The following is a 21,613-nucleotide window of genomic DNA, read 5'->3' on the forward strand; positions in this document are numbered from 1 at the left end:
GTTACTGTTTTTCCGAAAGCGGTAAAAATTCTTGTCTAAATTTTATAATTAGTGGCAATCCTCTAGCAATAATCCAAAATGTAAAAGCTATAAAAATGCCATAAAGCTTGTAATCCAAGCTGTCCAATAAAAATAAGAGCGGAACAAAAACGAGAAAGGTTGCCATCAATAATACATTGCGAAGAACTTTCATTTTACCAAGCCCTTTAAACATACCATCAAAAATAAAGGCAATAGCGCATAGTGGTTGCATGGCTAAAACAATCCAGAACACATTATAAAATTCGGTTAAAACGGACTCTTCTTTTGTAAAAACAAAACCAATAAACTGATAGAAAATAGCACCAAAGGCGGCCATAACCATCCCTAAAATAACACCATATGTTATTAGTTTATTACTTAAGGTAATTAATTTACCATATTCCTTTCCTCCTAATAATTTTCCTGATAAAATGTTTCCTGCACTGGCATAACCATCAATTATAAAAGCACCTAAAAACCATAAATTTATAGCAATGGTGTATGCGGCAATGTATTGTTTACCATAACTGGTAGAAAATGAACTCGCAAAGTAAAGGGTAACGTTCAAAGCAAGCGTTCTAACAAACAAATTGAGAATCATTATTGCAAACCGATTAATTTCTTTGTTAAACGGAAAACTAAAACGCAATGGAATAGCTGTTTTGGTCAATAAATAATAAGCCGAAATAATAGCCATTAATATTTGAGCAATAACACTTGCATAAGCTGCACCTTTAATATTCAGGGCAGGAACATAACCTTCTATACCATAAACCAAAACGATGTCTAGAACAATATTAACACTGGCGCCAACAATGGCAATAATCATTGGGTAAAAGGTGTTTTGAAGCCCTCTAAAGGTGCCAAAAATGGCAATGGTAAATAGGGTAAATGGAAAACCAAAAACGCGAATTTGGTAATACTCTACACTATAATTCAGAATTAAATCAGAGGCATTGTAGAGTTTAAAAATGCTTTCGGCAAACGGATAGGTTCCTAGAATGATAAAAATACTTAGTGATGTAATTATAAAAATAGCTTGAGCTGGCAGGTTTTTCACCTTATCTAAATTATTTGCACCAACATATTGCGAAACAATAGATGAAATAGCACTACGTGTTTGCCCTAAAACCCAAATTAGCATGGAAATAAAGGTGCCAACAATACCTACGGCTGCTAATGATTCTGTGGCGTTTTCAGAAATATTTCCTACAATAGCCGTATCAGTAATAGACAAAATAGGTTCTGCCACTCCAGCAATTAATGCAGGAATGGCTAATTTATTAATATGTTTTAAACTAATGTTGGTGCTCACAATACAAATTCATAACAGTAAAAGGGATGTTCGCTTTGTTTTGGAAAATAAATAGACCCTAATTTTTTATAACCGCGAAGTTCGTAAAACTTTTGGTTTCTAGCGTTCTTTGAAAAGGTATCTAATCTGATAGAGGTAAATTCATTTTTGTTTGCCATATTTTCAGCAAAATTCATCAGTTTTCTAGCCCATCCTTTACCTTGGTAATCCGGGTGTATAGCTACCCTATGAACATATAAGTTATTGGAGTTTGGTGTTAGCCAGTCTATAGTTTCGTATTCGGCATCCATTTTAGTAGAAAGCACTAAACAGCCTATAATTTTTTTAGCTTCCTCTAGAACGTATAATTCGTTTCTAGCCACATCATTTTCAAAGGCACTTCGGTTAGGGTATTTAGAATTCCATTGTTGTATGTTTTTAGAAATCATATCAATAGCACAGGCTTTGGTAATTTCTAAAATTGTATCAATATCTTCATTGGTTCCTTTCCGAATCATAATAAAAGCGTATTTTTGCGTAAATTTTCACCTAAATTAGTTATAACTTTTTCAATATGAAGAATATTTTAGTGCCAGTAGGATCGTCTAAAAATGCGGTTAGTCATTTGCAGTATGCTGTGGATTTTGCCAAAGCATTTGGTGCAAAAATTTATGTGGTTCAAATTTATAATATCTATTCCAAAGCTGGAACCATGATAAAAGTGGATCATATTTTAGAGCGTGAAAGTTATGAATTTTTAAAGTCGCACGTGGCGCAAGTGGACACTAAAGGTGTTGAGATTGTTGTAAAATCATTTAAAGGAAAATTGGTGGATACGCTTGAGTTAGTTTGTCACTCTTTAGATATTGATTTAATTATGATAGAACCACGGACCAACTCTTTACGAGAAGAAGTATATCTTGGAAAAACGTCTGGAAAAATTATTAAACAAACCAATATTCCCGCATTAATTGTCCCTGAAGGCGTCAGTTTTAAACCTATTGTTTATATTTTAGTGGCTTTAAAGTCTGCTATAATTAAAAAGGAATCTGCCTTAAAGCCGTTAATTGCTATTAAAGATCAGTTCCGATCTATTGTAAATTTATTACTCGTACAAACACCATTCTATAATGAAGGTGATTTTGAAATAAATCCAGATTTGGCCAAATTAATAACCAATATTACTAAAACGGAAAATGCCACAACATTTCAAGGCGTATTAGAACATTATAAGGATAATGATCCGGATATGTTGTGCGTGGTAAGGCGTAAGCGTGGATTTTTCTCTAAACTATGGGAGAAAAATACTATTTTGAAAAAAGATTTTCAGAGCAACACACTTCCAGTTTTAGTATTAAGTGGTGTGAAATAAATATTTCTTCAGCAGAAGGATAAAACCTAAATAAAAATAGTTTATTTTCGTTGCTCAAAAAACGAATTTCTAGTCTAAAGTTTATTTTGGGGGATTAGCTCAGCTGGCTAGAGCGCTACGCTGGCAGCGTAGAGGTCATCGGTTCGACTCCGATATTCTCCACTTAAAAAGCAATGTGAAAGCATTGCTTTTTTATGCCTAAATTTCATAATAGTTTTTTGCAATTTCAGAAACAATTTGTAATTCAAAGATTTTTTTGAGGGTTTTGTCGAATATTGGAAGCTTTTTAAAACCTCATAAATGAGTACTGCGTAGATATGGTCCCAACCTAACTTACTATGAAATTTGTTTTATTAATTGCCCTTTTTTGTAGCTATTCTATAAACGCTCAAAGCCAAGAATTTAATCCAGAAACTAATGATGTTCCACTATATCAACTGGCAAGTTATACCAATGTTGGCGATGCGGCCTACAGTATTGAAGATATTCAATTAAACAACGATTTAATTTATAAACCGTTGCAATCAGAAAACCACAGTGTGGGTTTTACGTCTGATAATTTTTGGATTCAGTTTAAACTAACCAACTCGCAAGCAACGGAACATGTTTATTATTTAGAAACAGCTAGACCTATTACAGATGTTGCCAATTTATATCAAATAGCAGCAGCTGGCACTGAACGTTTTAAAAGTGGCGACCAAATAGCATTTAGTGAGCGCCAGGTTAACCACAGAGCAACTGTTTTTAAAATTAAACTGCCACCTAATTCAACCCAACATTTTTATGTGCATTTAAAAAGTGATGGTGAAACCATAAACATACCTTTAAATTTATATAATGAGTCTGAATTTTTACAAAACACCTACCACCAACAATTATTTCTTGGTTTGTTTTACGGTGTTTTATTGCTTGCAGGTATAATTTATTTGTTTTTCTACATCAGTTTAAAAGAACGTTCATTTTTATATTACGGCCTTTATGTGTTTTCAATAGCTCTGCTTCAAGCGGCATTAGATGGATTATTATTTGAATTTGTTTGGCCCGAAAGTGGTTATTTAAATAGTAGGATGGTATTAATTACCGCATTATTATCCAATTTATTCTTGTTGAAGTATTGCGAACATTTTTTAGATATAAAAAGCCATTTTAAAAACATAGTTAAGTACTATCAAGTTATTTATGTCGTGATAATTAGCCTATTTACATGTATTTTTATTAATGAATTTACTTTAAAAATAACGTATCCTATTAGTAATGTTAATGGTTTAATTAGTTTGCTATTAATCTTGTTTACAGTATTTGTTATGCGTTATAGAAAGATTGCTTTAGATGCTTTTTTCTCTATAGGCATTTTGTTTTTAGTGATTGGTTTACTAGGTTTTGTCATGAACAACTTGAGCTTGTTGCCAAATAATTTTTACACTGAAAATAGTGCCAAATTTGGATCGGGTCTTGAGGTGATATTCTTATCCTTATCCATGACGAACCTAATTAGAAAGTTACGTGAAGAAAAGGAAGTTTCTCAAGCTTTAGCTTTAAAAAAATCAGAAGAAATTAGTGAGGTAAAAACCTATTTCATGTCTAATATGAGTCATGAATTACGAACGCCTCTCAATGCTATTTTAGGCGCCACGCAAGAACAATTGGAACAGCAAAACGGAGCAGTAGATAGTTCCTGTTTAGAAATTATTAAAAATGCCTCCTATAGCTTACTCAGTAATATAAATGATATTTTAGATTTTGAAAAAATAGAGAAAAACGAATTAATTTTAAAGCATGATGTATTCAAACCGTTAGAGTTACTACAGCAGATTAGCGAAAATTGGAAACTGCAAGCCGAAAATAAAGGTTTACACTATACGTTTCAAATTAAAGGCACAGTACCAAAAAGTGTTCTTGGCGATAGCGATCGGTTTATACAAATTATTAATAATGTTCTTGGAAACGCGGTAAAGTTCACGAAGTCTGGCACCGTTTCTTTTGAAATGCAATGCGTTGCTATTTCCAATACTACAAGTCGGTTTTCTTTTCATTTTTCCGATACTGGTGTAGGCATACCATTAAATTTACGAGAAGATGTTTTTGATAGTTTTAGTCAAATGCGATATGATAACAAACGCCAATTTGGTGGATTGGGATTAGGGTTAACTATTGTAAATCATTTAGTAAAACGTTTTGAAGGCAACATAACTATTGATAGTGAAGAAGGCGTAGGAACAGATGTTTATATTGATATTCCATTAGAAATTAATCGGGAAAAACAGCAAAAACCACTAAATCCCCTAAATAACGATTCAAATGCTGAAAAGCATATTTTAATTGTAGAGGATAATGTAATGAATCAAATGATTATGAAAAAGCTGCTACAAATGAACTCGAAATTTACATTTGAAGTAGCCGAAAATGGCTTAAAAGCTATAAATATGCTAAAAGAAACCTGCTTTGATGTTGTTTTAATGGATTTGCAAATGCCAATTATGGATGGATATGAAGCCACTGAAATAATTAGAAGTGGACAGTTGGGTTTAAAGAATAAAAATATTCCAATTATTGCAGTTACTGCTGATGCAATGCAGGAAACACAACAGAAAGTTATTGATATGGGTATGACCGACTACATGACCAAGCCAGTAAATAAAGCGCTCCTATTTGATAAAATTGGTAATTGTACTGCTTTTTTTGCTAAACCAGCTTAAAAGTTAAGTTGCTGTTTTAAATCTGGAATGTCAACAACATCATTTAAATGGCAATTATCAATTTCAAATAAATCAGCAAAGGTTGTAAATGTTGTATTATTGGTTCGGGTACGAATGGTTCCTTTAGGGAAAAATCGTCTTTTTTCTATGAAACTAACTTTATCAATCCATCCACAAACGGTCAACTCCCGTTTGGTTTTATGATAACTACAAAAAATATAAATTTCTGTTTTAAAATAGTCTTGAAGTTTTAAAAAATTGTTGGTGTAATTTTTCCTAACATCTGATGTTCTCCCCATTGTTTTTACATCAATAGTTTTGTTGTTCACAATTAAATCAACACCATCATCACACCCACCAGAACCATCTACTAGATCTAAATTAAAAAAAGACATCACCACAGACTGACCAATAATACCCGTTAGTTGTTGTTTTTTGGTACCATTAGCCGTGAAACGCTTTCCGAAATTGTACGTTTTAACAATAGTTTCGCAATGGGCAATCAGGGTGTTTTCAACTTTTACAGTAAACATATCGGTGGTATTTCATCGATTACTTACTGTAAGATACTAAAAATGTGTTGAGTAGCTTTTTGAGAAAATGAAAAATATAGGTTAGAGAATATTAAAATTAGGATTTTTTTGGCGTCATTATAAAAGAAATACTTGATGAAACAACAGTTTCAAGTGCTGTGGGCAAAACCAAATTATTCCAAGGGTGTTGACCATTAAAAACGTGATTAGAATTTTCTATTCCAATTAACTGACTATTTATATTCCATTTATGCAATGCTTCTGCCTCCTTAAAGTTTACGGAGGAATCATCAATACCGTGTATTATTAGCTGTGGAATTTTAATTTTTTTAGTTGCTGCTTCAATATTGAGTTGTTTTTCATGAGTTTTAAAATCTTCATAAAATTGATAATTATGAGGCATTTGCTGTTGGGTTCTACTGTTTAAAACATACTTAACGCCTTCTTCTTTCCATGCTTTTAAATTGCCTATTGTTGCCGTTCTATCGGAAAAATTAGAAACACTTGCCCAAGTAATGAGTTTTTTTATTCTAGTGTCTTCGGACGCTTTTAATATTGAAATTCCACCACCACGTGAATGCCCAATGAGCGTCACATTATTGGGATTAATTTCTTTTAATAATTCATTTTTTTCAGACATTAAAAAATTTAGAAAGTCCCCCAAATCATTCAGCTCTTTACTGTAATTATTTTCTGCAAAGGCTTCTAAATCCGGAAAATCAATTGGGTTTTCAGCGGTACCGCCATTATGTGAAAAATTGAATTTAACAAAAAACAAATTAGCTTTTGAAAACTGTTCAGCTACCAAATTCCATGGTCCCCAATCTTTAAAACCTTTATAGCCATGACAGAACACAACTAATGGTTTTTGTTCGCCATTTTTATTAAAAAAAGCATCCCAAACAATTGGTTTCTGATGCTTTCTATGTAAAATTAAATTTTTGTGTATCACGAAATCTTTTTTTCAATAAAATCTACTTTTTGGTTGCAAATTTCTAAAATAAGCTGTTTTAATTGAACTTCATAATCTGCTAATATCTCATTGGAAATAAGCGCTTCCTTATCGCGACTTCCCGATTGTTTTTTTTGAAATTTTAAAAACCCGGCGCTTAAATTCTTAAATGAAATAATTCCCGCTTCTACAGGTTCTGTAAAAGGCTTTTCAGCATGCATTAGGTACGCATATGTTAAAACCTGGAATGATTTACTGTACTTGTCATAATCCGTTGTTAAATCCTCCCAATTGGTTATTTGTACTTTAGCAGGATCTACCCGACCCGACTTATAATCTATAATTCGTGTTATACCATTTCGTTTGTCAACACGATCGACTTTACCCGTAATTCTAACCGGAAAATCCAGTTCAGGAATTTGTATTTCTGCAGTATTATTAAGTTCAATAGCTATAATTTCAAGAATGTTGCCGTCTTTTAAGTCGGCTACTTCTAAATCTAAAAAATTAGAGATGTAGCGCTTGGCAATTTCAAAGACAATTAAATTTTTGCCTTTGGTAATATCACCTTCTTTATATAAATCTTTAAAATGTTTGGTAACGGTTGCATTTATTTTGAGTTTCATTTCTGCAACCTGTTCCCAGGTTATTTGTTGGCCTTCAAAAGGTTTGTAAAAATCTTCTAGAGTATTATGGATAACCGTTCCTAATGTGTTGGCAGCAACCGTTTCTTCTACATCATCATGTTCTTTTATTTTCAATACCTTCTGAAAATAGAAATCGATAGGATTCCGAATATAACTGGTTAAAGCAGATGGTGAAAACCCTCTGGCTGCATAGGTTTTAATCTGATTTAGAACATCGTCATTTTTAGCTATTACAATTTCGTTCAAATTCGCATCCATAGCAATATCGGGAACAGCAATGGTATGCTTAATTTTATGGATGTTTTCTAGATTCAATTGGGTTATAAAACGACTTTTCTCACCACCTTTTAACGCATCAATTTCAGTGTTATAAATTATGAATACACGTTTAGCACGTTGTAATAATCGGTAAAAGTGATAGGTATAAACAGCATCTTTTTCTTTGTAGGTTGGGAGTTTATTTTCCAGTTTTACATCAAAAGGAATAAACGAATTATTACTTTTTCCCGATGGTAAAATGCCCTCATTAACGGATGATATGATTACGGTTTCAAAATCTAAAACACGGGATTCTAACATACCCATAATTTGTAAGCCTTCTAATGGTTCGCCTTTAAAATCTAATGTTTCGGAACCTAATAGCTCTTTGTATACGCTAAATAGACTGGTAATATCTTTTAGATGTTTATACTGATTATCCAGAAGCGTAAGCTCATTAAAAAGCGTATTGAATTTGAACAGATGTTCTAAGGCTAATATATTTTCTTTTTTGTGCTGTTCTAAATGTGTTTTTATTTTTAAAATTAACGCTTGGCAACTCGTTAAAGCGATGGATGGGTTGTTATTCCAATTTCCAAATAAAAGCAGAAATAAGCCTTCGTGTTGAGGTGCTAAAGCCGTTAATCGTGTTAAAGATATGTAGATTAAATTATTCGATTCTATTATCTGAACCACCTTTTGCAAGTCGTTTGAAGTACCAGATTGGAGTAGTGGACTTATAAATTGATGTGATAATAATTTAATAACGTCTTTAAAATAAAAATCATTTGTTTCCTTTTTGTGGATAAAGAATAACTGTTCAAAAAGGGTTGCTAATGGAATGGATTTTAAGGGCAATCCCATGGTGATATTCAATGCATTTATAGATTCTGGTATAGAATTCAATACAGGAAGAAGCAGGGATTCTTCGCCTAATACAACTGCTGTATTATTGAGCGTATTATTTTCATTATGGAGCTTTTTAAGGATGTTACCAATACATTTAGCCTGCCCTACATTTTTAGGCACACCAATAACCGAAATGTCTTTTGGTTTTGTGTAGTTGTCCGCTATCCAATTCATAGAATTGGTTTCAAAATAAGTCCAGTTTTTTTTATGTTGTCTGATAAATAGACTGGCATCATGATTTTTGTTTTCAAAAAAAGCGTCATCAATATCCCAATAAATATCAGCATGACTATTTTCTAATAGTTCTTGGATGATGGTTTCTTCAGCTTTATTTAGCGCATTGAAACCTAAAAAGACGTGATGTTTTTCAGGGTTTACTTCAATATAGTTCTGAATGCTTTCAACAGCTTCCCTATAAATTAATCCTTGATAGCCTTTCTTTTTATTAACGAGATTTTCGGTAAGTTGGTTGTAGTATATTTTAAGTCTTTTCCAAAATACGAGATAATTTTTTATAAAATCGGTTTGGTTGGTATCTACGGACCAGTGGTTTATTTCTTTTATAGCACTTAAATAGTCGAATATCTTTTCTTGAGGAATAAGGTATCTGTCAATTTCATTAAAATCTTGAAGTAGTATTTGTGCCCATTTAGAAAAGGTATCAAAACTATCGGGATTTTTCGTGTTGTGAACTTGAAGGTAAGTTTCGTAAAACTCAAAAAGCAATTCGGTATTGGATATCGCTTTAAGTTGTGAAAGTTCTTCTACAAACTCTTCAATACTTAGTATAGTTGGAGAAAATATAGGTTGTAATAATGACGTGGATAATTCATGTTTTAAAAATACACCAGCACGTTTGCTAGGCAGAATAAGTGTAATATTGGAAATATCAACTTGCTTTTTGTTTAAATCGGCAAGGACGTCATGTATAAAAGTTGTCATATTATAAAAATAAAAAACGCTCCGAATATTCGGAGCGTTTTTCTATTTATTTATGTGAAATAAATTATTTCACTAAATTGATTTCTACACGTCTGTTGTTAGCTCTACCAGCTCTAGTTTTGTTAGAGTCAATTGGCTTAGCTTCACCAAAACCTTTAGAAGATAATCTGAATTGATCGATGCCATTACTTGTTAAGTAATCCTTAACTGATAACGCTCTAGCTTCAGATAATTCTTGATTAAGTTTCTCACTACCAACACTATCCGTATGACCTTCTACTGTAAATTTAGCATTAGGGTACTCTTTTAAGATAGCAATGATATCTTCAAGTACTTTTTCAGATTGTTTTTTGATAGAAGATTTACCTGTATCAAATAAGATTGTTTTAGCATAAGCATTTAAAGCTTTTTGTACAGCTTCAGTTACTTCTGGACAACCATTGTTAGCAACAGTACCAACTTTGTCTGGACATAAATCATCTTTATCAGCAACACCGTCACCATCTCTATCTGGCCAAGGACAACCTTTATTAGCTGCAGGACCTGCTACATTTGGACATTCGTCTAAATGATCAGCAACACCGTCACCATCAGCATCAGGACAACCGTTTAAAGATTTTAAACCAGCAACTGTTGGGCAATCATCGTCTTTGTCTGGAACACCGTCACCATCTGTATCAGGACATCCGTTAAATTCAGCTGGACCAGCCTCGTTTGGACAAGAATCTTTACTATCTTCAATGCCGTCACCATCTGTATCAGGACAACCGTTAAATTCAGCTAAACCAAATACTTCTGGACAAGCGTCATCTTTGTCATATATTCCATCACCATCTGTATCTTTACCTCCAAATTTGAAAGTAACGCCAGCAGTATGTTGCATGTGAGAATCTAAATAATCTTCGAAAGCATGCTTGTAAGCAGATTGAACTGTAATACCAACGTTTTCGCTAACCCAGAAATTAATTCCTAAAGTTCCGTTTAATGTTCCAGCACCAATTTCATCAACCCATGTGTAACCACCACCTACACCTAAGTAAGGGTCTACCCATGTTGAGTTTAATAATTGACCAAAACTGTATTTTACAATACCGTCAAGTCCGAAATAAGTTACTTCATCATATCTAGCTCTGTCATCTCCAAATTTATCAATTTTGTTTAAAGAAGCTGTTGCGCCTAATGTGAATCCATTACTTAAGTAACGACCTACCGTTAATGAAGATAATGAAGGTAAAATGTTCCAGTGGTCTGTAGCATTAAAATACTCATCAAAATAATCACCAAGAGGTGCATCTTCACCTGTAGGATAGAAATCGACTGCGTTTACTCCAAGGCTAATTGCCCAAGGGTTGTTTTCATCTTGTGCGTACGTGTTACTCATACCTAACATAAGTAACATAGCGAACAATAATCTGCTAAGATTTTTCATATTCAAAAATTTAATTTTTAAGTGTTAATTGTAAACAAAAGTAAGTTGTTAAATATTATTAACAAAGACAAATATAGAAAAATATTGTATAATTCCCCTAAAATCTGCTTGTTTGTCATTATTTTAAATAATTTCTAATTGTTTGCCGACTTTTATAAAAGCAGAAATGGCTTGATCCAAATGCTCTTTTTCATGTGCGGCCGATAGTTGCACTCGAATACGTGCTTTATCCTTTGGTACTACTGGAAAAAAGAAGCCAATAACATAAATACCTTCTTTAAGTAACATATTTGCCATAGTTTGCGATAATTTTGCGTCATATAACATAATTGGAACAATAGCCGAGTCGCCGTCCACAATATCAAAACCTGCTTTTTTAATGCCTGCTTTAAAGTAATCTGTGTTCCACGCTAGTTTATCACGTAAGGTAGTATCTTTAGATAACATATCAAACACCTTTATAGAAGCACCAACAATAGCTGGTGCTAAAGAATTTGAAAATAAATATGGTCTAGAACGTTGACGTAATATTTCAATAATTTCTTTTTTAGCTGTAGTATAGCCTCCCATAGCTCCACCCATGGCTTTTCCTAAAGTTCCAGTAATGATATCAACACGATCCATAACACCTTTTTCTTCAAGGGTTCCACGTCCTGTTTTTCCTATAAAACCTGTAGCATGACATTCATCAATCATTACCATAGCATCATATTTATCCGCTAAATCGCAAATTTCATCTAAAGGTGCTAACAAACCGTCCATAGAGAAAACACCATCCGTAACTATAATTTTATGGCGCGCACCGTTTTTATTAGCGGCAATTAATTGTTTTTCCAAATCTTCCATATCGTTATTTTGGTATCGATATCGGGCGGCCTTACATAAACGAACACCGTCAATTATAGACGCGTGATTTAAAGAATCAGAAATGATAGCGTCTTCTTTGTCAAACAAAGGTTCAAAAACACCACCATTAGCATCAAAAGCGGCGGCGTATAATATGGTGTCTTCCGTTCCGTAAAAATCGGCTATTTTTTGTTCTAATTCTTTGTGAATATCTTGTGTTCCACAAATAAAACGCACTGAAGATAAACCAAATCCATGTGTATCCATAACATCTTTTGCTGCTTGAATAACATCTGGGTGTGAGGACAACCCTAAATAATTATTCGCACAAAAGTTTAAAACCGTCTCGCCTGTGCTTAATGTAATCTGCGCTCCTTGTGCAGAGGTAATGACACGTTCGGTTTTATAAAGTCCGTTGTCTTTTATTTCTTCTAACTCGTTCTCTAAGTGTTGTTGAATTTTTCCGTACATAATCTTTAATGTTTTTACAAAGTTAAAATTCTTTTATAGCAATGCCATCATTTATATAGATAAGTATTTTTTTAGTGACTTGAAAGTTCATAACCTTTAAAATAGATTCATAGCTTTCTAATTGCTGAATATGAGTTGGTAGTTCCTTTCCTGCTTTATAATCTATTATTACAGCATCTTTATTATTTTGAATCACCAATCGGTCTGGTCTTAAAATGCGGCCATCATTAGAAATAATATCACGCTCATTATAAACTGTTATGTTTTCATTCTTATAATAAGGTTCCAGTTTTGGATGATTAATAATTTGCAATACCGTTTCCTTTAAAATCGGTTCTTGTGTTTGATTAATAGTGCCATTTTCTAAAAAAGATTGCAATACATAATCTACATCAGCTTCCGTTTTAATTTCTGCCATAATATCATGAATCAGATTTCCTTTTTCAATAGCTTTTTCTTGAATGGTATCCCATAAACTTGCCGAACGCGTAATAATTTTAATATTGTGTGCTTCTTTTGGTGTTGATATAAAACTATTCCGAATAATTGTTGACGGCTCTTTAGTTTTGGTTTTGGATTCCTTTTTTTGATTTCCAAATTGATAGAGCATTTGATTGTTTTCCCATGTACCTATTTGTTGCAAATAGCTAATTAAAAAGCCAGCATAACTTTTTTGGTTGACATCTCCTTTGGCATTGATATCCAATTTTGAAATTACGTATAATTGCTCAACAGGTCTGGTAAGGGCTACATATAAAATATTAATATTATCGAGTTCTAATTCGGATTGATGCCTATTAAAAATCTGCTTTCCAGCATCACCAAAATTTTCAAAAGCTTTACTGTAATTTAATAGGGTGTGACTAAAACCATTAAAGGTTTCTGGATTAATAGGAAACCACTCTTGAGGTGTAATTTCTCGATATATATCCAAATCCGCAAAAGGGAATATAACCACTGGAAATTCGAGGCCTTTAGATTTGTGAACCGTCATGATCTGAATAGCCTGATAACCTTCAGGCGTTACAATACTTAATTTCTCGTTTTTAGAGTCGAAATAATGCAAAAAGCTACCAATATCCGCTAGTTGTTTTTCGGAAAATTCTAAAACCACATCCATATAATATTGAATAAATGCATCCGAATATTTTACTAATTTAAATTGGCGAATAATGGTTTCTGCCAAATCATAAAATGACAGCTGAATCAATTCATTATAATCAATAAAAAAGTCTAGCGACTCCAATTGCTTGAACAAGGCCGATACATGAAAAGGCATATGGGCTTTTAAAAAGCTATGTTTATCTTCAATGGCACATAAATGGGCAATATGTAGCAGAATTTCAGCTTTGGTTTCTTGATTTTCAGGCTGTAAAAGTAAGCGTAACACGTTGTTGACAAACTGCACATTTTGCGAGCTATTTAATAATAAAGTTTCAGACGACATGATGTTCAAGCCTTGTTCACTTAAATAATTAGCTATGGCAATACCCTCTTTTTTCTTTCGGACCAAGACGCAAATATCGGCTTCCTGATACCCGTTTTCCAAACAGGATTTAATGGTGTTATATACTTCTTCGGAATAAGCTAAAGCTTTATCATCTACATCATTTAAATCCAAAAACTCTAATTGCACATAACCAGTCTCCTCTTTTCTTTTAAGCTGATTAGCCATTTGATATAAACCACTATGATCTGGATGACTAAAAATAGTGTTAGATAAATAGTTAAAGAAACCATTGTTGAAATTGATAATTTCTTGAAAGCTTCTAAAATTTGATTCTAACGGAATTATTTTAGGTTCTAAATGGAAAGGATTTTCTGTTTGGTTATATAAGTTGATAAACTGTTCGGCTTTTCCACCACGCCATCTGTAAATAGCTTGTTTAGCATCGCCTACCAACATCATGCTTCCTGGTTGTGATGCTATGGCATTATCCAATAAGGGCGTTAAATTTTGCCATTGTAATTCAGATGTGTCCTGAAACTCATCAATAAAATAATGCTTGAACTTTTCGCCAATTCGTTCATAAATAAAAGGGGTTGGTTGGTTTTTTATTTCCTGACTAATTAAGCCATTAAACTCGGAAATAAGCATCACATTTTGTTCCTCTTTAATAAGTTGAAGTTCGGTATTTATAGCGCTTAAAACGGATAGTGGTGTTAGGTTTCTATATATAGCTTTTAACAGTTTGAAATTTAATACGGCCGTTTTGGTGGTAATAAAAAACTCGGCTAATTGCGGTTGGACGCTTTCAATAATTGCCGCAGTGTTTGCATCAGTTTTGGATTTTGGGTAAATCGTGCTGCCTTCTACTAATTCGGTAGGCCATTTTACGGTATCTACATTTTGATTAAAATCGCCGTCCGATACCTTTTTGAAATAATTAGGAATAGACCCGCGTGAGAAATTTTCATATACCAATCCATTATCGGCTATGAAATCTAGCGCTTGCGCTGCGCTATTCATACTTAATTGTTCTGTTTTTTTAATTTCCTCACGTAGTGTGTTTTTTAAAGCTTTAAAATCGTCTAACGTTTTGTCTTGAAGATTTTCAATAAACGGTCTGTCGTTCTCATTAACTAGCAATTTTGAAATGGCATAAAAATCTCTGGATACGTCCCAACTTTTATCATCATCGGCCTTTTCAATAGCAAAATCGACCAAGGTTTTGGTTAAGCGCTTATCAGTTCCGGCTTTGGAAATTAATCGGTCTACTGCTTCATTTAATAGGGTTTCAACATCTAAAGCGACTTCAAAATTTAAAGGTAATTTTAAATCGTGGGCAAAAGTTCTGATAATCTTGTGTGTAAAACCATCTATCGTGGATATATCAAAAGCCGCGTAATTATGCATAATAGCATCAAGAATCTTATGGCTTTTGGCGGTTAAATCATCTGCAGACAAATTTAAATCGCGACAAAGTTCATCAAACATGGGATTTGATTGTGTGGATATATCTTCTGAAGAAAAATTTTTTAAAGCATCTATTATTCGTGTTTTCATTTCGCCAGCTGCTTTATTGGTAAAGGTAATAGCGAGAATGTTTTTAAAAGCCAGCATACTAGAAGCTTGTAATAAAATAGTTAAATAGGCTTTAACTAAAGTATAAGTTTTACCACTTCCAGCTGAAGCATTATAAATAAGAAACGGATGGTTGGCCGGCATAAGGAATTTGAAATTTTATACAATATAAAAACTATCGATGAGTTGATAGGTATTTATTATTTTTAATTGATAGCGATATTCCGTAAATTTGAGAGAATTAAATTATTAACACTAAAAACAGATATATTATGGCTTTCGAATTACCGAAATTAAAATATGCTTATGATGCGTTAGAGCCGCACATAGATGCACGCACAATGGAAATACATCACTCAAAGCACCATGCTGGTTATACTTCAAAATTAAATGATGCTATAAAAGGTACGGATTTAGAGGGAAAAACAATAGATAATATCCTTATTAATTTGGATATGGATAACAAAGCGGTTAGAAATAATGGCGGTGGATTTTATAACCACTCCTTATTTTGGGACGTAATGAATCCAGAAGGAAAAGGCCGTTTGTCTGGCGACCTAAAAGATGCTATTGAAGCAGCTTATGGAAACATGGAAGAATTTAAAACAAAATTTAGTAATGCCGCAGCAACACAGTTTGGTTCTGGATGGGCTTGGCTATGTGTTCATAAAGGTGGTAAAGTTGAAATTTGCTCGACACCAAATCAAGATAACCCACTAATGCCAGGTGTTGGTTGTGGTGGAACACCAATTTTAGGATTGGATGTTTGGGAACATGCATATTACTTAAATTACCAAAACAGACGTCCTGATTATATTGATGCATTTTTTAATGTAATCAATTGGAATGAAGTTGAAAGACGTTATGCTGAGGCAAAATAAGGCGTAAAACGTTTAATTATATGGAAAGCAAATCTGAAAGGGTTTGCTTTTTTTTTTGAACATGAAAGTATTGAAAATGAAAAAAGGCGAACAGATGTTCACCTTTTTTGCCCCAAATCTACCATAAACTTAACCTACTTATGTTATGGTGAAACAAATAAACGGCACTTATTTTCCACTAAAAAAAAAACTAGACAAACGACTTATAAACTGGGACAAACGAATATTTAAGCTTTAAAATCTATTTTTTTTAATTATAAAGCTGAAGTTTGTAAGTCCTTGAAAATGAATGGTAAAATCAATTAATATGCTATAATTGAGAAGTAAGAGCAACTTGCTCGCTGATTAAGGGTAGAATTCAATAATAATGAAAATGGTTTCAATTTTAGGTGTTTATTAAAAATAAAAAAAGGCGAACAGAAGTTCACCTTTTTTTGCCCCAAATCTACCATGAACTTAACCTACTTATGTTATGGTGATTCTAAAGTATATTATTTTTAAGCTTAAAAACTATTAATCCGATGAAATGCTAATAAACTCGATAAAAAGCAATATTATACAGGTAATTAGCACATATTCAATGTGTTAATACGCACGGTCTTTGTTTCCTTCAAAGAAGTTAATAAAGGCACGATTTACAACACGATTACCTCCTGCTGTTGGATAATTGCCCGTAAAGTACCAATCGCCTAAATTTTTAGGACACGCTTTATGTAAATTTTCTATGGGCTGGAATATGGCAACAACTTCCGCGTTAATGTTTTCATTAGATATTAATTGGGCTATTTTATCCGAAATGGCATCAGCTGAAAATTGCGAATACAAATCTTTTACAAAATTCCGAACATCTTTATCTTCCAATTCAACTTGGGCCTTACATTTGTCGTAAACCTCTTGTATTAAATGGTATTTGTTGTTTTCTTCCAATAATTCTAACATGGCTCTGAAGGCAATTAAATCTTCCAAACGTGCCATATCTATACCATAACAATCGGGATATCTAATTTGTGGTGCAGATGAAACGACTATAATCTTTTTAGGATGTAAGCGATCCATCATTTTTATAATACTTTTCTTTAATGTGGTACCACGAACAATACTATCGTCAATAATTACCAAATTATCGGTTGGTTTAATGACTCCATAGGTTACATCATAAACGTGAGCTACTAAATCGTCGCGACTACTATCTTCCGTAATAAAGGTTCTTAACTTAACATCCTTTATGGCTATTTTTTCAATACGTGGTCGTTCAGATAAAATATTAGTAACAACTTCAGCGCTTAATTTGCCATTACCATCTAAAATAGCTTGCGTTTTTTTCTTGTTTAAATATTCCTCAACTGTTTCTATCATTCCAAAGAAAGACGTTTCCGCAGTATTAGGGATATATGAAAACACAGTATTCTTGGTGTCGTTATCAATGGCTTCTAAAACCTTAGGCATTAAAAATTTACCCAAGTTTTTTCGTTCTTGATAAATTTCAGCATCACTACCACGCGAAAAATAAATACGTTCAAATGAACAGGCTTTGCGCTCCAAAGGTTCCAGTATTTTTTTAATTGCAACTTCACCAGATTTTTTGGTAATAATGGCATGTCCAGGTTCTAGCTCCTTAACATCATCAAAATCCACATTGAAAACAGTCTGAATAACAGGGCGTTCAGAAGCTACTACAACTACTTCATCATCCTTATAGTAATAAACTGGTCTTATTCCTGCTGGATCGCGAAGAACAAAGGAATCTCCATGTCCTAATAATCCAGCCATAGCATAACCACCATCCCAATCTTTAGCCGATTTTTTTAGGATTTTAGCAACATTTAAACGCTCTGCAATTAATGGAGAGCATTCATGCTTGTTATATCCTTCTTTTTTTAATTTTCTGTATATTTTGGAAACAGCATCATCTAAGAAGTGACCTATTTTTTCCATAATAGTAACGGTATCTGCCATCTCTTTAGGATGCTGACCTATACGCACCAAACCATCAAAAAGCTCATTAACATTGGTCATGTTAAAATTTCCAGCCACAATCAGGTTTCTATGCATCCAGTTGTTTTGGCGTAAAAATGGATGGACACTCTCAACACTATTTTTACCAAATGTTCCGTAACGCACATGTCCTAAAAGTACTTCACCTATATATGGAATGTGTTTTTTTTGAAGTTCCACATTATCAACATATTCCGGGTTTTCGGTAAGCTCCTTATTAATGCGTTCATTTATTTGTGCAAAAATGTCCTGAATAGGTTGTTGTGCAATGGAGCGGACACGACTAATGTAGCGTTCGCCAGGTTGCGTATCTAATTTAATACTAGCAAAACCAGCACCATCTTGTCCTCGGTTGTGCTGTTTTTCCATTAACAAATACATTTTATTAACACCATAAAAGGCGCTACCGTATTTTTCTTTATAGAATTCCAGTGGTTTTAGTAAGCGAATTTGTGCAATACCACATTCATGTTTTAAAGCGTCACTCATTGTTGTGTTGTGTTGTAGTGTGTACTATTATGTAAATTAAAAACGCGCTCAATTTATGAGCGCGTTTGTATTATGTTAATTCAATATCGAATTGTGTTAAACTCTTAAACTGTTGCAAGCGTTGGTGAACTTCGTTACTTTTTAAATTCACCATGCGTTCTGTGCCAAATTTCTCGACACAAAAGGAGGCTAATGTAGACCCATAGATCACGGCATTCTTCATGTTGTCAAACGAAACATCATCAGATTTTGCTAAATAACCTGCAAAACCACCAGCAAATGTATCTCCAGCACCTGTAGGATCAAAAACTTCTTCTAATGGTAAAGCTGGGGCGTAGAATACTTTATCATTATGAAACAATAATGCACCATGTTCACCTTTCTTAATCACCACATATTTTGGTCCCATATCATGAATTTTTCTAGCCGCAACAACTAACGAATATTCGCCAGTAAGTTGTCTTGCTTCTTCATCATTAATGGTAATTACATCTACCTTTTTAATTACGTTTAGCAAATCGTCTAATGCACAATCCATCCAGAAATTCATGGTGTCTAAAATCACCAATTCTGGCTTGTTTTCCATTTGTTCTAAAACGCTTAATTGCACTAAAGGATGTAGGTTTCCAAGCATCACAATTTTGGCATCGCGATAATTGGTTGGAACTACTGGTTGGAAATCAGCTAATACATTCAGCTCTGTTGCCAAGGTGTCACGCGTGTTCATATCATTATGATATTTACCACTCCAGAAAAATGTTTTGCCTTCCTTTACAATTTCAACACCTGAAATATCAACGTTTCTTTCTGATAATAAATTTAAATATTCCTGTGGAAAATCGCCACCAACAACTGAAACAGCTGCTGCATCCACATTAAATTGCGAAGCGGCAAGTCCAATATATGTAGCTGCGCCTCCTAAAATTTTATCAGTTTTTCCAAAAGGTGTTTCAATAGCATCAAAAGCTACGGTTCCTACAATTACTAATTTACTCATAAAAAGGTTTCAAATTTTGATGCAAATATAGGGTTTTTGATAACTAAAAAACGAATTTATTTAAGTTCAAAGTGTTTTAAAAAAGAAGAGATTGTGCGCATTTACTTCCGACCAAAATCTGCAGGAATTTCTCCCCAAGCTTTCGTTTCCCATTTTACAATAGTGGTTGTATAAGTATTTTCTTTCAGCCATTTTACGCCACGATCTACCAATTCAAACATTTTTTCGTTTTTAGAATTACGTGGTAATTTGGTATTACAGGTTTTTTTACGCACCCAGCTCATGGCTATTTTAGAATCGGTGTACAAAATGCGGTCACTATTATGTTGCTTTAAAAATGCTAATCCGTGAACAAGTGCTAAAAATTCGCCAATATTATTAGTCCCTTCCGGAAAAGGACCTTGAATAAATAATTGTTTTTTAGATTTAGTGTCTACACCTCTATATTCCATAACGCCTGGGTTTCCAGACGATGCCGCATCAACAGCTATTGAATTGTAATTAGGTCGTCCTATTTTTTTAAGCTGGACTTCAGATAATTCACTTTTAAATCCTTTCTTCTTGCCAATAAAATCTTTGTAATTACTGTTTAAAGCTTTTTTGGCTGCATCAAAAGTGTCAAAAGATTTATAAACTGCACCTTGGTAATCCTTAACTTGGGCTTTACAGTCGTTCCAAGTTTCAAAAACACCAGTTTTATGACCTTTCCAAACGGTATAATATTTTTTCTTCTTCTTTTTGGACACGAATTATGCGGTTTAGTTTAAAATAGTATTGGTGTTTTGCTTGGTCATTCAGAGCAATAGCGATGAATCTCTTTTATTCCATATTCTATAGAGATTCTTAAGTCGTACCTCCTTCTGAATGCCATTTATTTGCTTAATAGTTCCTCAATTACTTTCGGAAAATGTTCCATTTCCAATGCATGAATTTTTTCGGCTACACCTTCGGCAGTATCTGTAGGTAAAACAGGACAGGTTGCTTGAAATATGAGTGCGCCCTCATCATAATGTTCGTTTACATAATGAATACTAATACCTGTTTCAATTTCTTTATTTGCAACAATAGCATGATGAACATGCATACCATACATACCTTTACCACCATAATTAGGCAAAAGTGCAGGGTGAATATTAATAACTTTATTTGGGAACGCCGCCAAGATATGCTCGGGAAATTTCCAAAGAAAACCCGCTAACACAATTAAATCGGGTTGAAAGGTTTTTAGGATATTCAAAACATCATCGGACTTTGAAAACGCTTGTCTATTGAATGAAAACGCGCTAATATTTAGATTTTTAGCACGCTCCAGTACTTTGGCATGAGGATTGTTGGTCATAACATGCGTAACTTCAACATGCGCGTTGTTTAGAAAAAACTTAATTAAATTGTCAGCATTAGATCCAGATCCGGACGCAAAAATTACAATACGTTTCATATAGCAGCTTGTCATGTCATGATTAGTTCCGCAAAAAAAAGAATAAATTATAACAATTAGAAGGTAAAAAGGATTTACTTAAAGGAAATTTAGTAAATTACAACCACATTTTTGCAGTAAAGGTGTGGAATAAGAATAAAATTTTTATTTTTGCCAACTAATTAAAACTTAAAATTAAAAGATTATGTCAGACATTGCATCAAGAGTAAAAGCGATTATCGTAGACAAATTAGGTGTTGATGAAAACGAAGTTGTAACTGAAGCTAGCTTCACGAACGATTTAGGAGCAGATTCATTAGACACTGTAGAATTAATCATGGAATTCGAAAAAGAATTCGATATTCAAATCCCAGACGATCAAGCAGAAAACATTGCAACGGTTGGTCAAGCTATCTCTTATATAGAAACAGCAAAATAA

The 21,613-nt window shown here is 33.4% G+C and carries 16 protein-coding genes and 1 tRNA gene; 5 read left to right on the top strand and 12 right to left on the bottom strand.

The window, feature by feature from the left end; all coding sequences use genetic code 11:
- Position 1: 1 nt before the first annotated feature.
- Together ACN0QX_RS09125 and ACN0QX_RS09130 are read right to left on the bottom strand one after the other, a co-directional pair.
- Positions 2–1,336 carry an MATE family efflux transporter gene (locus ACN0QX_RS09125; RefSeq protein WP_248397066.1) on the bottom strand — a complete coding sequence of 445 codons (1,335 nt, stop codon included), beginning with the start codon at positions 1,334–1,336 and terminating at the stop codon, positions 2–4.
- Positions 1,333–1,833, bottom strand: coding sequence for a GNAT family N-acetyltransferase (locus ACN0QX_RS09130; RefSeq protein ID WP_248397068.1), 501 nt, complete (start codon positions 1,831–1,833; stop codon positions 1,333–1,335). The genes ACN0QX_RS09125 and ACN0QX_RS09130 overlap by 4 nt, the downstream gene beginning before the upstream one ends.
- A 56-nt stretch (positions 1,834–1,889) precedes the next feature.
- Between ACN0QX_RS09130 and ACN0QX_RS09135 the strand changes: the two genes are divergently transcribed.
- The 3 genes from ACN0QX_RS09135 (at position 1,890) to ACN0QX_RS09145 (ending at position 5,383) form a co-directional block, all read left to right on the top strand.
- Entirely contained in the window at positions 1,890–2,687 is a 798-nt protein-coding gene (locus ACN0QX_RS09135) for a universal stress protein (RefSeq protein WP_376858416.1), read from the top strand.
- Positions 2,688–2,775: 88 nt separating this feature from the next.
- A tRNA-Ala gene (locus tag ACN0QX_RS09140) sits at positions 2,776–2,849 on the top strand.
- A 176-nt stretch (positions 2,850–3,025) separates the two neighbouring features.
- A complete protein-coding gene (locus ACN0QX_RS09145; protein ID WP_417196511.1) occupies positions 3,026–5,383 on the top strand; it encodes a 7TM diverse intracellular signaling domain-containing protein in 2,358 nt (785 codons plus the stop codon).
- On the opposite strand, the gene ACN0QX_RS09150 is transcribed toward ACN0QX_RS09145, so the two are convergent.
- From ACN0QX_RS09150 to ACN0QX_RS09175, 6 genes are all read right to left on the bottom strand, one after another.
- On the bottom strand, positions 5,380–5,916 hold the full coding sequence (locus ACN0QX_RS09150) for a hypothetical protein (protein WP_417196513.1): 537 nt from the start codon (positions 5,914–5,916) through the stop codon (positions 5,380–5,382). The genes ACN0QX_RS09145 and ACN0QX_RS09150 overlap by 4 nt on opposite strands.
- A gap of 97 nt (positions 5,917–6,013) precedes the next feature.
- Positions 6,014–6,868, bottom strand: a complete 855-nt coding sequence (locus ACN0QX_RS09155; RefSeq protein ID WP_417196515.1) for an alpha/beta hydrolase family protein — start codon at positions 6,866–6,868, stop codon at positions 6,014–6,016.
- Positions 6,865–9,624, bottom strand: coding sequence for a PD-(D/E)XK nuclease family protein (locus ACN0QX_RS09160; protein ID WP_417196517.1), 2,760 nt, complete (start codon positions 9,622–9,624; stop codon positions 6,865–6,867). Before ACN0QX_RS09160 ends, ACN0QX_RS09155 begins: the two co-directional genes overlap by 4 nt.
- 64 nt (positions 9,625–9,688) lie before the next feature.
- On the bottom strand, positions 9,689–11,053 hold the full coding sequence (locus tag ACN0QX_RS09165; protein WP_417196519.1) for an OmpA family protein: 1,365 nt from the start codon (positions 11,051–11,053) through the stop codon (positions 9,689–9,691).
- A 123-nt stretch (positions 11,054–11,176) separates the two neighbouring features.
- Positions 11,177–12,370 (bottom strand): glycine C-acetyltransferase, encoded by a 1,194-nt coding sequence (kbl, locus tag ACN0QX_RS09170; protein WP_417196521.1) that lies wholly within the window; start codon positions 12,368–12,370, stop codon positions 11,177–11,179.
- 22 nt (positions 12,371–12,392) lie between these two features.
- Positions 12,393–15,539, bottom strand: coding sequence for a UvrD-helicase domain-containing protein (locus ACN0QX_RS09175; protein ID WP_417196522.1), 3,147 nt, complete (start codon positions 15,537–15,539; stop codon positions 12,393–12,395).
- Between the two features lie 128 nt (positions 15,540–15,667).
- Between ACN0QX_RS09175 and ACN0QX_RS09180 the strand changes: the two genes are divergently transcribed.
- Positions 15,668–16,276 carry a superoxide dismutase gene (locus ACN0QX_RS09180; RefSeq protein WP_248397088.1) on the top strand — a complete coding sequence of 203 codons (609 nt, stop codon included), beginning with the start codon at positions 15,668–15,670 and terminating at the stop codon, positions 16,274–16,276.
- A 585-nt stretch (positions 16,277–16,861) separates the two neighbouring features.
- Here ACN0QX_RS09180 and ACN0QX_RS09185 read toward each other — a convergent pair.
- From ACN0QX_RS09185 to ACN0QX_RS09200, 4 genes are all read right to left on the bottom strand, one after another.
- A complete protein-coding gene (locus ACN0QX_RS09185) occupies positions 16,862–18,760 on the bottom strand; it encodes an amidophosphoribosyltransferase (protein WP_417196525.1) in 1,899 nt (632 codons plus the stop codon).
- 70 nt (positions 18,761–18,830) lie between these two features.
- Entirely contained in the window at positions 18,831–19,757 is a 927-nt protein-coding gene (locus ACN0QX_RS09190; RefSeq protein WP_248397092.1) for a PfkB family carbohydrate kinase, read from the bottom strand.
- Between the two features lie 101 nt (positions 19,758–19,858).
- Complete coding sequence (locus tag ACN0QX_RS09195) at positions 19,859–20,503, bottom strand: viroplasmin family protein (RefSeq protein WP_417196528.1); 645 nt, start codon at positions 20,501–20,503, stop codon at positions 19,859–19,861.
- A 125-nt stretch (positions 20,504–20,628) separates the two neighbouring features.
- Complete coding sequence (locus tag ACN0QX_RS09200; RefSeq protein ID WP_417196530.1) at positions 20,629–21,195, bottom strand: phosphoribosylglycinamide formyltransferase; 567 nt, start codon at positions 21,193–21,195, stop codon at positions 20,629–20,631.
- 184 nt (positions 21,196–21,379) lie between these two features.
- On the opposite strand from ACN0QX_RS09200, the gene ACN0QX_RS09205 reads away from it, so the two are divergent.
- Positions 21,380–21,613: an acyl carrier protein gene (locus tag ACN0QX_RS09205; RefSeq protein ID WP_008637711.1), complete on the top strand. Its 234-nt coding sequence runs from the start codon at positions 21,380–21,382 to the stop codon at positions 21,611–21,613.

The organism is Bizionia sp., assembly GCF_048259285.1.
Classification (GTDB): Bacteria; Bacteroidota; Bacteroidia; order Flavobacteriales; family Flavobacteriaceae; genus Algorimicrobium; species Algorimicrobium hallyeonense.

What these genes read in the sequence shown, in the direction of transcription:
- ACN0QX_RS09130 (WP_248397068.1), bottom strand. Translation starts at nt 1,833, where the DNA reads ATGATTCGGAAAGGAACCAATGAAGATATTGATACAATTTTAGAAATT.
- ACN0QX_RS09205 (WP_008637711.1), top strand. Translation starts at nt 21,380, where the DNA reads ATGTCAGACATTGCATCAAGAGTAAAAGCGATTATCGTAGACAAATTA.
- ACN0QX_RS09190 (WP_248397092.1), bottom strand. Translation starts at nt 19,757, where the DNA reads ATGAGTAAATTAGTAATTGTAGGAACCGTAGCTTTTGATGCTATTGAA.
- ACN0QX_RS09150 (WP_417196513.1), bottom strand. Translation starts at nt 5,916, where the DNA reads ATGTTTACTGTAAAAGTTGAAAACACCCTGATTGCCCATTGCGAAACT.
- ACN0QX_RS09145 (WP_417196511.1), top strand. Translation starts at nt 3,026, where the DNA reads ATGAAATTTGTTTTATTAATTGCCCTTTTTTGTAGCTATTCTATAAAC.
- ACN0QX_RS09200 (WP_417196530.1), bottom strand. Translation starts at nt 21,195, where the DNA reads ATGAAACGTATTGTAATTTTTGCGTCCGGATCTGGATCTAATGCTGAC.
- ACN0QX_RS09165 (WP_417196519.1), bottom strand. Translation starts at nt 11,053, where the DNA reads ATGAAAAATCTTAGCAGATTATTGTTCGCTATGTTACTTATGTTAGGT.
- ACN0QX_RS09135 (WP_376858416.1), top strand. Translation starts at nt 1,890, where the DNA reads ATGAAGAATATTTTAGTGCCAGTAGGATCGTCTAAAAATGCGGTTAGT.
- ACN0QX_RS09180 (WP_248397088.1), top strand. Translation starts at nt 15,668, where the DNA reads ATGGCTTTCGAATTACCGAAATTAAAATATGCTTATGATGCGTTAGAG.
- ACN0QX_RS09185 (WP_417196525.1), bottom strand. Translation starts at nt 18,760, where the DNA reads ATGAGTGACGCTTTAAAACATGAATGTGGTATTGCACAAATTCGCTTA.
- ACN0QX_RS09160 (WP_417196517.1), bottom strand. Translation starts at nt 9,624, where the DNA reads ATGACAACTTTTATACATGACGTCCTTGCCGATTTAAACAAAAAGCAA.
- ACN0QX_RS09175 (WP_417196522.1), bottom strand. Translation starts at nt 15,539, where the DNA reads ATGCCGGCCAACCATCCGTTTCTTATTTATAATGCTTCAGCTGGAAGT.
- kbl (WP_417196521.1), bottom strand. Translation starts at nt 12,370, where the DNA reads ATGTACGGAAAAATTCAACAACACTTAGAGAACGAGTTAGAAGAAATA.